The sequence below is a fragment of the Myxococcus sp. XM-1-1-1 genome, from assembly GCF_020037095.1.
Classification (GTDB): Bacteria; Myxococcota; Myxococcia; order Myxococcales; family Myxococcaceae; genus Myxococcus; species Myxococcus fulvus.
Genome location: NZ_JAIQDH010000016.1, coordinates 96,649 through 108,497, shown reverse-complemented (window position 1 = coordinate 108,497; position 11,849 = coordinate 96,649). Strand labels below are relative to the sequence as shown.

11 protein-coding genes are annotated in these 11,849 nt (G+C 70.6%); 4 read left to right on the top strand and 7 right to left on the bottom strand.

The features are described 5' to 3' along the window. Positions 1–158 precede the first annotated feature (158 nt). From K8640_RS27620 to pdxA, 3 genes are all read left to right on the top strand, one after another. Positions 159–1,148, top strand: coding sequence for a peptidyl-prolyl cis-trans isomerase (locus K8640_RS27620; RefSeq protein ID WP_141331287.1), 990 nt, complete (start codon positions 159–161; stop codon positions 1,146–1,148). A gap of 64 nt (positions 1,149–1,212) precedes the next feature. Next, positions 1,213–2,181, top strand: a complete 969-nt coding sequence (locus K8640_RS27615; protein WP_223749789.1) for a peptidylprolyl isomerase — start codon at positions 1,213–1,215, stop codon at positions 2,179–2,181. A gap of 34 nt (positions 2,182–2,215) precedes the next feature. Further along, positions 2,216–3,238 carry a 4-hydroxythreonine-4-phosphate dehydrogenase PdxA gene (pdxA, locus tag K8640_RS27610; RefSeq protein ID WP_223749788.1) on the top strand — a complete coding sequence of 341 codons (1,023 nt, stop codon included), beginning with the start codon at positions 2,216–2,218 and terminating at the stop codon, positions 3,236–3,238. On the opposite strand, the gene K8640_RS27605 is transcribed toward pdxA, so the two are convergent. Next, positions 3,162–3,497: a (2Fe-2S) ferredoxin domain-containing protein gene (locus K8640_RS27605; protein WP_223749787.1), complete on the bottom strand. Its 336-nt coding sequence runs from the start codon at positions 3,495–3,497 to the stop codon at positions 3,162–3,164. The genes pdxA and K8640_RS27605 overlap by 77 nt on opposite strands. A gap of 276 nt (positions 3,498–3,773) precedes the next feature. On the opposite strand from K8640_RS27605, the gene K8640_RS27600 reads away from it, so the two are divergent. Further along, positions 3,774–5,198 carry an MATE family efflux transporter gene (locus tag K8640_RS27600; protein WP_223749786.1) on the top strand — a complete coding sequence of 475 codons (1,425 nt, stop codon included), beginning with the start codon at positions 3,774–3,776 and terminating at the stop codon, positions 5,196–5,198. Between the two features lie 31 nt (positions 5,199–5,229). Here the strand turns inward: K8640_RS27600 and K8640_RS43260 are convergent, their stop codons facing one another. The 6 genes from K8640_RS43260 to K8640_RS27565 form a co-directional block, all read right to left on the bottom strand. Continuing rightward, complete coding sequence (locus K8640_RS43260; protein WP_223749785.1) at positions 5,230–7,050, bottom strand: AgmX/PglI C-terminal domain-containing protein; 1,821 nt, start codon at positions 7,048–7,050, stop codon at positions 5,230–5,232. Between the two features lie 270 nt (positions 7,051–7,320). Continuing rightward, on the bottom strand, positions 7,321–7,728 hold the full coding sequence (locus tag K8640_RS27590; RefSeq protein WP_046710657.1) for a response regulator: 408 nt from the start codon (positions 7,726–7,728) through the stop codon (positions 7,321–7,323). Beyond that, positions 7,728–8,474: an ATP-binding protein gene (locus K8640_RS27585; RefSeq protein WP_223749784.1), complete on the bottom strand. Its 747-nt coding sequence runs from the start codon at positions 8,472–8,474 to the stop codon at positions 7,728–7,730. Before K8640_RS27585 ends, K8640_RS27590 begins: the two co-directional genes overlap by 1 nt. Positions 8,475–8,477: 3 nt before the next feature. Then, complete coding sequence (locus tag K8640_RS27575) at positions 8,478–9,254, bottom strand: response regulator (protein ID WP_267701146.1); 777 nt, start codon at positions 9,252–9,254, stop codon at positions 8,478–8,480. Continuing rightward, a complete protein-coding gene (locus tag K8640_RS27570; RefSeq protein ID WP_141331303.1) occupies positions 9,254–10,675 on the bottom strand; it encodes a sensor histidine kinase in 1,422 nt (473 codons plus the stop codon). Before K8640_RS27570 ends, K8640_RS27575 begins: the two co-directional genes overlap by 1 nt. A gap of 300 nt (positions 10,676–10,975) precedes the next feature. Continuing rightward, a complete protein-coding gene (locus K8640_RS27565) occupies positions 10,976–11,413 on the bottom strand; it encodes a response regulator (protein WP_141331305.1) in 438 nt (145 codons plus the stop codon). Positions 11,414–11,849 lie beyond the last annotated feature (436 nt).

Here is an 11,849-nt window from a genome sequence, read left to right as displayed (position 1 = left end):
CCTGGTGGACACGTGCCGGCCGAGCGCGCCCGGGACGGCGGGCGGCGCGACGACGGGGCGTCCGACAGGGCGCACAGCCCATGAGGGCTCGCTTGCCAGCTCGGGGGGCCATCCCCACCTTTGGGAGTCGCCCCCACCCTTCCCCCAGGACCTCGCGCATGCGTCTTTCTCCCACCCGCGCCCCCCTTCTGTCCCTGGTGCTCGCCCTGGCGCTGGGCCCGGCCTGCAACACCCCGGTCAAGTCCGCGCCGGAAGACACGGTGGTCGCCACCGTGAATGGCGAGGTGCTGTCGCGCACGGACTTCGAGCAGGAGCTGGCCCGGGAGCTGGCGTCCACGGACGTGTCCCAGCGCACGCCAGAGGAGATCGAGCCCTTCAAGCGCACGCTGCTGGACACGTACATCCACCGGATGCTGCTCTTGCAGGCGGCCCGTAAGAACAACCTCACCGTCACGCCCGAAGAGGTGGACCGGGGCGTGCTGCGGCTGTCGGGCGACTACCCGGCCGGCAACTTCAACGAGGTGCTGGCCCAGGGCCAGCTGTCCATGGCGGAGCTGCGCGCCCGCGAGGCGAGCCGGCTCACGATTGAAAAGCTCTTCGCCAGCCACGTGTACTCGCGCGTCGCGGTGACGGAGGAGGAGCTGCGCGCGTACTACTCCGCGCACGAGGCGGAGCTGAACGAGAGCGAGCAGGTGCACGCGGCGCAAATCGTGGTGAAGGGCCTGGACGAGGCCCGCCGGGTGCAGGCGCAGCTGAAGTCGGGCAAGAAGTTCGCGGACCTGGCGCGCAGGTACTCGCTGAGCGCGGACGCCAAGGTGGGAGGCGACCTGGGCTTCTTCCCCCGAGGACAGATGCCGCCGGCCTTCGACGAGGTGGTATTCAAGCTGGGAGTCGGTCAGGTTTCGGACGTGGTGTCCACCGAGTACGGCTACCACCTGTTCAAGGTGCTGGAGCGAAAGCCCGCCCGCAAGCGGGACTTCGCCGAGGCCCGGCAGTGGGTGGAGGCCAAGCTCCTGGAGCACAAGCGCACCGAGGCCCAGGAAGCCTTCGAGAAGGACCTGCGGGACAAGGCGCAGGTCCAGGTGAACGAGGCCACGCTGCAGGCCATCCGCGGAGTGCCCGCGGTGGTCCCGCAGGCGGCGAAGTGACGGGAAATGCAGGGGGTCGTCGGAAGGTTGGACGGCGCCTGGGTGGTGCGGAAGGATGCACGGAATGAAGAAGCTGGTGGCATTCGTCGCTGCGGCGGCGCTCCTGGGGGGCGCCACGTCGGCGCGCGCGGAGCTGGTGGACAAGGTGGCCGCGGTGGTGAACCGCGACGTCATCGCGCTGTCGGAAGTGCAGCAGCGCGCGGCGCCGGAGGTGTCGCGCCTGAACGACCCGGATCCACGCAAGCGCGCGGAGATGCGCGCGCAGCTGATGAAGACGGCGCTCGACACGCTCATCGGCGAGAAGCTGATGGAGTCCGAAATCACGGAGATGGGCATCTCCGCGACCGAGGGCGAGGTGGACGAGCTGGTCAACGACGTGCGCCGGCAGAACAACATCACGGACCCCGCACAGTTCGAGCAGGTGCTCGCCGCCGAGGGGCTGACGATGAAGGCCTACCGGGAGATGCTGCGCAAGCGCATCCTGCGGGACAGGCTCCTGCGCATGAAGGTGGGCCCCAAGGTGAAGGTCACCGAGGAGGACCTGAAGGCGGCCTACAACCAGTACGCCCGCGTGGAGAGCGAGGACTCGGAGGTCCACGCGCGCCACATCCTGGTGCAAGTGGACCCGAAGGCCACCGAGGAGCAGGTGGCCGCCGCGCGCAAGAAGGCCGAGGGCATCGCCCAGGAGGCCCGCCGCGAGGGCATGGACTTCGCCTCCCTGGCGCGCGCGCGCAGCGAGGGCCCCAGCGCGCAGGACGGCGGAGACCTGGGCTGGTTCAAGCGCGGCGTGATGGTGGCCGCGTTCGAGAAGGTCGCCTTCAACCTGAAGGAGGGAGAGGTCAGCGAGCCGGTGCGCACCAACTTCGGCTGGCACATCCTGAAGGTGGAGGAGCGCCGCTCGGTGGCCGCCACCTCGTACGACGAGATGCGTCCGAAGCTGGAGAACAAGCTGCTCCAGGAGAAGACGGACAAGTTCCTCGACCAGTACGTGCAGGAGCTGCGGCAGAAGGCGAACGTCGAAGTGAAGATGTAGCCGGACGGAGGTCCGGCGGGGGATGCTCGGGTGCGTGAGCCTCCCCCTCGTCGGAATCTCCCTGGGTGATGTGTCGGGCATCGGGCCGGAGGTGACGGCCGGTGCCCTGGCCCGCCCCGCCGTGCGTCGCGCGCTCATCCCCGTCGTCTTCGGGGACGGGCCCACGCTGGAGCGCTTCCCCCTCTTCCGCCGCTATGCCCGCGTGGAGCTCGCCGCGCTGGGCCGCGTCGAGTCCCCCACCGTGGTGGAGGTGACGCGGCTGAACGAGGCGGAGCGCGTGCCGGGCAAGCCCTCGCGCGTCGGCGGCCGCGCGCAGTTCGCGTTCATCACCCGCGCCATCGAGGCGATGCGCGAGGGACACGTGGACGCGCTGTGCACCGCGCCGGTGTCCAAGGAGCAGATTTCGCGCGCGGGCATTCCCTTCATGGGCCACACGGAGGTGCTCGCGGCGGCGTTCGGCGCGGACGTGCTCATGATGATGGACGGGCCGCGCGTGCGCATCGCGCTGGCCACCAACCACGTGCCGCTGTCCTCGCTGTCCTCGCTGCTCACGGTGGAGAAGCTCGTCGCGCAGCTCAAGCTCCTGTCACGCAGCCTGGAGCCGGTGGTGGGCCGCAAGCCTCGCATCGCCGTGCTGGGGCTCAATCCACACGCGGGCGAGGGTGGCCTGCTGGGACGCGAGGAGGTGGAGGTCATCGGCCCCGCCATCCGCAGGGCGCGCGCGGCGAAGGTGGACGCGCACGGGCCCCTCCCCGCCGACGGCCTGTTCGCCAGGCCGGATGACATCGCCGGCAGGTACGACGCGGTGCTGGCCATGTACCACGACCAGGGTCTCATCCCGGCCAAGGCGCTGGACTTCGAGCGCACCGTCAACGTGACGCTGGGGCTGCCGGTGCCGCGCACGTCGCCGGACCACGGCACCGCCTATGCGATTGCGGGCAAGGGCGAGGCGAGCTGCGTGCCCATGGTGGAGGCGCTGCTCAAGGCCGCCCAGCTGGCGGCGGTGGGTTCGCGAGGCGCTCGGCCAGGTCCTCGCCGTCCTTCGCCGCGTCGATGAGCTGGAGGCTCGAGCCCGTGCCGTTGGGAGGCAGCACCAGCACGGTGACGAGGCCGAGCGGGCACTCGCCCAGACATCCCGAGGAGAACACGCGCGTCGTCGGTCCCAGGCCTCGCGCGGCCACGGCCTCGCGGATGCGGCGCGGCAGATCCACGCCACCCAGGCTCGAGTCCAGGCGCACCATGCAGTTGTGACAGACGTGCAGCTCCGTCGCGGGAGCGCCAGGCGGGGCCTCGGGTGGGGGTGGCTTGCGCGACATTTCGAAACATTAAGGCCAACACGCGCCGCGCGCCGCACACATGCTCGCCTGACAGGCTCCCTGGCGCGCCCACGAAAGACCTTGCGACGACAGGGGGGCTCCGTAAGCTGCCTCATGGGTGTCGAGGGACGCCCGGACCCGGAAAGACGACGTCACCCTCCGCTGGAATCGCGTGGCCCGCTCAGGCTCCTGGCGAGTTCCTTTCATGGCCCATGCTCGGGTGAGGGCCGCTCCTGAGGGACTTTCGATGGACCCCCTGAACGAGAGCTTCGGCTCATGAAACCGTCATTCGGTCGCGACCTGACCACCGGCAGCATCCCCCGTCACATCGTCGCCTTCTCCATCCCCATGCTGGTGGGGAGCTTCCTGCAGACGGCCTACAGCTTCGTCAACGCCATCTGGGTGGGACGCTTCCTGGGCACCGAGGCGCTGGCGGCGGTGACGGTGAGCTTCCCCGTCGTCTTCGTCCTGTTCTCCATCGGCATGGGCCTCACCATGGCGACGAGCATCCTGGTGTCGCAGAGCTACGGCGCCAGGAGGATGGACGAGCTGCGCCGCGTGGTGGACAGCTCCACGCTGCTCATCTACGCGCTGGGCCTGGTGCTCACGCTGCTGGGCGAGTGGCTGGCGCCGACCATCCTCACGTTGATGGCCACGCCGCCGGAGATCCACGCGGAGTCGGTCAGCTACCTGCGCATCTTCCTGCTCTCCATGCCGCTGGGCTTCGGCCTGTTCCTGACGCGCAGCCTGCTGCAGGGCGTGGGGGACTCGAAGACGCCGCTGTACTTCCAGGCGGCCTCGCTGCTGCTGACCACGGTGCTGGACCCCATTCTGATTTTCGGTTGGATGGGATTGCCCAAGCTGGGGCTGAACGGCACGGCGTGGGCCACGGTCGTCTCGCAGCTGCTCGCGCTCACCGCGCTCATCATCTACCTGCGCAAGAAGGACGTGCCCGTCGCGCCGCGCATGCCCCGGCTGGGCCACCTGGGCCCCACCACGTTGAAGACGCTGCGCATCGGCGTGCCGGCGGCGGTGCAGCAGTCGCTGGTCTCCATCGGCATGGTGTTCGTGACGGGCATCGTCAACAGCTTCGGCGAGGTGGCCACGGCGGCCTTCGGCGCGGCGTCGCGCATCGACCAGATTGCGTTCATGCCGGCGATGACGTTCGGCATGGCCGTGTCCACGCTGGCGGGACAGAACCTGGGCGCGGGCCGGTACGACCGCGTGCAGGAGATCTTCAAGTGGGGCTGCCTGTTCAGCGGCGGCATCACCCTGCTCATCTCGCTGGTGGCGGTGTCGTTCCCGGAAGCGCTCTTGCGCATCTTCATCTCGGACCCGGCGGTCATCGCGCCGGGCGTCTCGTACCTGCACATCGTCGGGACGACCTACGTGCTGTTCGCGCTCATCTTCGTGAGCAACGGCATCATCAACGGCGCGGGGCGCACGTTCGTGACGACGGTGTTCTCGCTGGTGAGCCTCTGGGTGGTGCGCGTGCCGGTGGCGTACTGGCTGTCGCACCGGATGAACAGCGTGACGGGCGTGTGGCTGGCGATGGCGCTGAGCTTCGCGGTGTCGCTGGCCGTGAGCATGGCCTACTACTTCTCCGGCCGGTGGCGCACGCCGCTGGTCAAGAAGGCGCCGGAGGGCCCCACCGCGCCGAACCCCGGCGAGGTCTTCGGACACGAGACGGGCGAGGCCTGAAGCACGGCCCCGCCCCTCGTCGACGCGCGGACTAGAAGACGAACGGGAAGCGGATGGGCTCCTGCATGCGGACCGCGTGCACGGGGAACTTCCAGGTGCGCACCACGCCCTCGATGCAGCCGGCGAGCGGCGTGGCGCGCAGGGCCTGCGTGTCCATGGCGACGTTCGTCGTCTCGCCGCCGGGCTGCACGGACCAGCGCATCACGAAGCGGCCGCTCTTCTCGGCCGAGGTGTCCGCCGCGTGCTGGCGCAGACACGCGGTGATGGCGGGCTGATTCGCCAGCACCACCTGCTTCACGTCCTCCGGCGTCAGGTGCTGCTTCGCCTCGAGCGCCGGAGGCACGTACACCGTGCGGGTCGGCGCGGTGGCCTCCTCGGCCTGGGCGTCGGCCTCTTCCGTGAAGCCCAGCTCGCGCGCGAACTCCTCATCCAGCTCGGACTCCGGCTCGTTGGCGGCGTCCGAGTCATCCCCGGTGTCGGCGGGCGCGCTAGCTGCGTCGTTGCCGGTGTCGGGCTCGTCGAAGGTCATCTCCTGCACGGCGGCGGTCGCCACGGCGGCGACCGCAGGGGCCGCGGGCTTCGCGGTGGGCAGGGGCGCGGGTGGCTCCACGCGGGAGCGACGCTCGCCGTTCTTCACCGCCTGCGTGTCACGGTGGGCCATGAGGTCCGCGTGGCTGGGGCCCGTGCTCGACGTGGGACGCGCGTTCGTGCCCACGCTCGCGCCCTGCGTGCCGACGCTCGCGAGACCCGGCAGGGCAGCACCGGCGGAGACGCCCGGGACACCGCCGAGGGACCACGCCTCGGAGGGCACGGGACGCAGGACACCGATGGGGCCCGTCGAGCCGATGCCCGTCCAGGTGGGCACACCGGGGATCACACCCCCCACCTGCGAACCCGCCGCGTTCGGTGACACACCCGCAGCGCCGCCGACGTACGAGCCCGAGGCCTGCGTCGAGACACCCGTGAGGCTCCCCACCTGCGAGCCCTCCACGTTCACGGACGTACCCGAGGCGCCCCCGGCGTATGCACCCGACGCGTGCATCGGTGAACCCGCCGTGTTCACGGACGCGCCAGCGACGCTCCCCATCGCGCCCGCGCGCTCGTACGGAACCGACGCGCTCGAGCCCTGCGCCCAGATGCGCACGCTCGCGACCACGAGCATCCCCGCCGCGACGACGCCCACGCCCGCGACACCGAGCAGGACGCCCGAGATCACATCACGGCTCCGACGCGACGCCTGCGCGCCACGCCCGTGCGCCACGGCACCACTCGTCGCGCTCCACGGGTTCGACATCCCCGGCGCGATGGCGCCATCCCAGTCAGTGCGCGCGCCCTCGGCGCCACTCCCCTCCAGCGCGGAGGGCGGCACCAGGGGAATCCCCCATGGTCGCTCCTGCAGATTGAGCGGAGCCTCCGAAGTCCCCGTCGCGCGCACGGCCCGCGGCGCCTCCTTCGAGTACGACCACGCCATCCGCACCGGGTCCGCGACGGGCACCTGGGGGTTCGCGCGCATCCACTCGGGGAGCACCACGGGCACCGACTCCGGCGTGGCCACCCCGTCCGACGCCTCATCGGCGCACGAGGGCGCGGGCAGGCCCGCCAGCCACCGCGTCTCCTCCTCGGCCAGCTCCAGCAGCGCGCGCATGCCCTCCGTCACCTCGCGCGACGACGGCGCATCCGCCAGCTCACCCACCGTGAGCTCACGGTCCAGGTACGCGTCGAGGTCTCCCTCCAGCGCCTCCATCACGTTCAGCGCGTCGTTCGCATCCCCGGGCCCCAGGCCCTCCGTCTCCGGAGCACCCAGGTCCCGCGCGCGGAACCGTTCCTCGCCTCCAGTCAGAAGCTCGCCCACACACCCCTCCCCTCGACCGCGCGACCCGTCTCGCGCCAGGGCTCGCAACGTAGGGATGGGTCCGGCGCACGCCAGCGCGTCTGTCCGATGCACGACGCTTCACCGCCCGGGCGCGCGCTCGCTGTCCGCTGCATCACCGCTCATGCACGAACACGGCGACGTGCCACGCCTGCACACCGACATCACACTCCAGCGGGGCGCTCACACCCTGTCACACGGCGGAGCACCCTGACGCCGAGGCAGCCCGCCCGGAGGCCGGCGACTCCCGCGTCACGGACGACGCGGGCCCGAGGACGACGACATCCCCAGCGGCCGCTGCGGCAACAGCTTGAAGAGGAAGGCCAGCAGGTTGTCGAAGTGGTCGCCCTTGCGGAACACCGCGTCTACCGGCATGTCGATGGGACTGTCCGCTCCGGTGACGAACACCACCTTCGCGCCCGGCATGTGGTGACGCACCAGCGGAATCAGCCCCGTCCCGAAGCCGTCCCCCAGGCTCTGGTCCAGCAGCACCGCGTCGATGGGCCGCGGCTGGTTGAGCCACCGCTCCGCTTCCGAATAGGAGCCCGCCGTGACGACCGCGAACCCCGCCTCCTCCAGCAGCGCCGCGAGCGTCATCCGGTTGGACGGGTCATCTTCCACCAGCAGCAGGCATCGCCCGAAGGTCCAACTCGTCTCCATCACTTGCTCCCCCGTATCTCGTCCTGCCCCAGCCGCGTCCGGCCGCGCGCCTCCGGGCGATGGGGAAAGATGACCTCGACGTGGGTCCCCCCGGAGGGCCCCCCATCCAGCGTCACCTTCCCACCCTGGCGCAGCACCAACCGCTGCACGATGTTCAACCCCAGCCCCGCGTGTCCCGGGCGCGTGGAATAGAAAGGTTCGAAGGCACGCGAATACGCCTCCGCCGTCAGCCCCTCTCCCGAGTCCTCCACGCGAATCCCCACGCCGCCCTCACCCTCCTCAACGTCCCAGGTCCGCAGCGTGAGCATTCCGCCGCGCGGCATCGCCTCCACGGCGTTGTCCACCAGACAGCGCACCAGCAGCGCCAGGTCCTCCACGTCCAGCGGCACCGTGTCGCGCGCCTTGAGCTCGCGCACCACCCGCACGTGCTCGGGCACCCGCGCCTCCGCGAGCCCGCGCTCGGCGGCCTCGCTGGCGTGACACAGCGGCCGGTCACTGCTCGACACCGGCGCGCGGCGCGTGAGCACCTCCTCCGCGGCCGCCAGCTCCTTGTCGATGAGCTGGAAGAAGGCCTCCACCCGGGCATCCGCGCCCCAGGCGTCCGTCTTCTGCATCTTCCGCATCAGGTAGAACGAGGCATTGCGGACGCTGGCCAGCTTGTTGCGCAGGTCATGCCGCAACGTGGAGGCCACGACGTCCGCCACCGCGGCCCGCTCCCGAGCCTGGAGGTCTGCGCGCGCGCCCATCCGTCAATTCCTCGCGCCCTGGGTCCCCGCGGGCCCCTGCGCCCTCGGCTGACCCCTCACCCGGGCAATCGCTTGCACCAGCTCCCGCAGCGGCACGGGCTTGGTCATGCACACCACCGCCCCCTGCGCCGCCACCTTCCGGAGCAGCTCCGGCACCACGTGGCCCGACATGGCGATGACCGCCACCGACAGGTCCGCCGCCTTCACCTTGGCCACCAGCTCCGGCCCGCTCATCTCCGGCATCACCAGATCCAGCACGCACACGTCGAAGTCGCCCGAGCGCAGCCACGTCAGCGCTTCCTCGCCGCTGTACACGGCCCGCGCGCGCAGCCCCACCGTGCTCAGCGCGCGCACCATGGCGCGCGCCACCGGCTCCGTGTCGTCCACCACCAACACCTGCGGCGCCCGCGCCGCGCGCAGGATGGTGTCCAGCGCGTGCGCCACGTCGAAGGGCTTGGGCAACACGGTGAACGCGCCCTCCGCGAGCGCGTCCTCCACCAGCTCCTCCGCCGTGAAGGCCGTCATCAACACCACGGGCATGTCCGGTCGCGCCTGTTTGATGCGGCGGAGCAGGTCCACCCCGTGCAAGCCCGGCATGCGCATGTCGCTGAGCACCACGTCCACCGGGTGTTCACCCAGCAGGCGCAGCGCTTCCTCGCCGTTGGAGGCCTCCAGAACGGTGTGGCCCTCCAACTCCAGGTTCGCCGCGAGCGTGATGCGCAGCCCCTCCTCGTCGTCGACCAAAAGGATGCGAGCGGGGCCCAAAGCCACGTCCTCCATCATGCGGCCTGCGCCGCCGCGGTTGCCGGGAGATGAATATGGAATTCACTACCCCGGCCGGCTTCGCTTCGCACAGAGATTGTGCCTCCGTGACGTTGCACCATGTTGGCCACAATGGCCAGCCCCAAGCCGGTGCCGCGCGTCTTGGTTGTGAACAGCGGTTCGAAAATCTTGGGCAGCACATCCGGTGGGATGCCCGTCCCGTCATCTACCACGCGAATGGCCCAGGGCCCCGCGTCTCCACCTTCCGCCAGCACTGAAACCTGTCCCGTCCGTCCCTGAGGCATGGCCTCCACCGCGTTCTGCACCAGATTCACCAGCACCTGACGGAATTGTTCCTTGTCCAGGCTGGGCACGGGCAATGACTCCGGGACATCGTTCACGATGCGAACTCCCTCCCGGGAAGGAACCACGCCGATGGCCTCGTCCACCAGAGGTCGTAAAGGACACGGCTGCAGCGCGGGGGGACGCTCGCGCGCGAAGTCGAGCAGGTCGGAGATGATCTTCGCGCACGCCCCCAGCTCGCGCTCCATCACGCCCAGGAACTGGGGCACGCGTGGGTCATCCGCGGCCCCAATCGCATCCCGGCTCAACCGTCGGGAGAGGTAGGCGTGCGCGTTGCGCACGGCGGCCAGGGGATTGCGGAGCTCGTGACCCACGCTGGCGGCGAGTTGACCCACGGCGGCCAGCTTCTCCACGCGGATGAGGTGCTCCTGGAAGCCGCTGAGCTCGCGCAGCGCGCGGTCCAGCTCGGCGGACTTCTCCTCCTCGCGCTCGCGCGCCAGCTCCAGCTCCGCGCGCCGCACCGCCACCTCGCGCATCTCCCGCCGCATCACCCTCCCCGCGTGCAGCAGCACCAGGTCCAGGCAGCCCACCCACAGCGCGTGCTCCAGGAAGCGCCACCACTCCGGATTGGGCAGGCCGTACACCGACTCCGGCCAGAGCAGGCCCCGGATGACGTGGTCCGCCACGGTGGCGCACGTCGCCGTGAGCAGCACCCACGGGTCGCGGTACAGCGAGAGGAAGGCGAGCGAGACGAAGATGTGGAAGTGTGTCTCGATGCGCCCCCCCGTCAGGTGGATGAGCAGCGAGGACCACAGCACCTGCGCCAGCGCCACGCCGTGCCGGGTGGAGGTGGCCCCGGGCCGCCAGTGCGCCAGCGCGATGGGGAACACGGTGAGCGCCGCGCCCAGGAAGAGCACCGCGTACACGTGTGCATGCAGCGCGCGGTCCTCGCCGGACCAGCCATAGGGCGACACGAAGAGGGCCACCAGGACCCCCACGGCCCACTGCGCGAGCATCAACCCCGCGAACAGCCGGTCCGTGCGACGGCGCACGGCACCCAGGTGCTCGTGGAACAGCAGGACGGCGCGTTCCTTCAGAGCCACCGTGGGGCCGCTGACATCCTCCGTGGGCTTCATGGGGTGTTCGTGGCCCGGGCCGCGGGCGGTTCCTCCGGTACGGGGCCGTAGACCGTTCGCATCATAGGCCAAGGAATGTCCGGAAGTGATGACTGCAAACCCGCGTGCCTGCTCGCTCCCCTGGAAGCAGCGGCCCTGGGAACACACGGCGCCGTGCGTCGTGCGCCAGGGTGGTGGAGGACTCGTGGGGAACGGCCCGGGGTGAGGGGATGTCGGCACGAGGGCGCGAGGTCCGGCTGCGAGCGCCGTGTGTCGAGGGGGCTTCGTCGTGAGCTTCCCCCGGAGGACCGGAGGGAGGGCTCATCGAGGCCCCCACTTGTGTTCGGCCAGGCCGAGCGAGAGCTGGCTCATCTCCCGCTTGAGGCGAGCGGACTCGGCGGCGCGGCGGATCATCCCGATGAGGTCCGAGGGCTGATAGGGCTTGAGCACCAGATAGAAGAGGCCCTGCGTGTCCAGCCTGTCTCGCCAGTCGAGGTACTCGCGCGAGCCCGTCACGAGCACCCCGGCGAGGAAGGGGTCCCGGATGACCGACTGGCGCAACAGCTGGATGCCGCTGGGCCCGGGCATGTGGAGGTCCGTGCAGAGGACGTCGAACGGATGACGCGCGAGCAGCCGGCGCGCGGCGAACGCGTCGCGCGCGGTCTGGACGTCGAAGTCCTCGGAGAGCACGGCGGCGGTGGTGGCGAGGACGGGCGCCTCGTCATCCACCACCAGGACCTGGAGCCGCGGAGCATTCATGGCGGGCAGACGCCGAGGATAACGAGCGGTCCACGCGCGCGTCCGCGGATGCGCAGGACTGTTCGCCACCCACTGGCCCCCTGCACACGAGCGCTAGATGGCGAGCACCCACACCCGCGCGGGGGAGGCGACAGGCGTCATCCGGCGGACGTCCCGCACACGGCGGCAAGCGCCTCGGCGCTCCGCGGGAACGCACCCTGCGGGCCAGCGCCGCGGCGTCGAACGCGCGTCGGGCAGGCGACCTCGCGCGCTCCGTCCCAAGCGATGGAAGGGTCGAGCTCGCGCTGCCCGCGCCACATCGTCGAACGCGCGCGTCGGGCAGGCGACCTCGCGCGCTCCATCCCAAGCGATGGAGGAGGCGATCTCGCGTTGCCAGCCATCTCCCTGGCGACTCGCGGGCGAGGCGTCGCGCCGTCTCGCCCCGGAGGCGCCCGCT

Excerpts from the sequence above, each read along its gene's own strand:
- K8640_RS27620 (WP_141331287.1), top strand. The coding sequence starts at position 159 with ATGCGTCTTTCTCCCACCCGCGCCCCCCTTCTGTCCCTGGTGCTCGCC.
- K8640_RS27600 (WP_223749786.1), top strand. The coding sequence starts at position 3,774 with ATGAAACCGTCATTCGGTCGCGACCTGACCACCGGCAGCATCCCCCGT.
- K8640_RS27565 (WP_141331305.1), bottom strand. The coding sequence starts at position 11,413 with ATGAATGCTCCGCGGCTCCAGGTCCTGGTGGTGGATGACGAGGCGCCC.
- K8640_RS27605 (WP_223749787.1), bottom strand. The coding sequence starts at position 3,497 with ATGTCGCGCAAGCCACCCCCACCCGAGGCCCCGCCTGGCGCTCCCGCG.
- K8640_RS27570 (WP_141331303.1), bottom strand. The coding sequence starts at position 10,675 with ATGAAGCCCACGGAGGATGTCAGCGGCCCCACGGTGGCTCTGAAGGAA.
- K8640_RS27615 (WP_223749789.1), top strand. The coding sequence starts at position 1,213 with ATGAAGAAGCTGGTGGCATTCGTCGCTGCGGCGGCGCTCCTGGGGGGC.
- K8640_RS27575 (WP_267701146.1), bottom strand. The coding sequence starts at position 9,254 with ATGGAGGACGTGGCTTTGGGCCCCGCTCGCATCCTTTTGGTCGACGAC.
- K8640_RS27590 (WP_046710657.1), bottom strand. The coding sequence starts at position 7,728 with ATGGAGACGAGTTGGACCTTCGGGCGATGCCTGCTGCTGGTGGAAGAT.
- K8640_RS27585 (WP_223749784.1), bottom strand. The coding sequence starts at position 8,474 with ATGGGCGCGCGCGCAGACCTCCAGGCTCGGGAGCGGGCCGCGGTGGCG.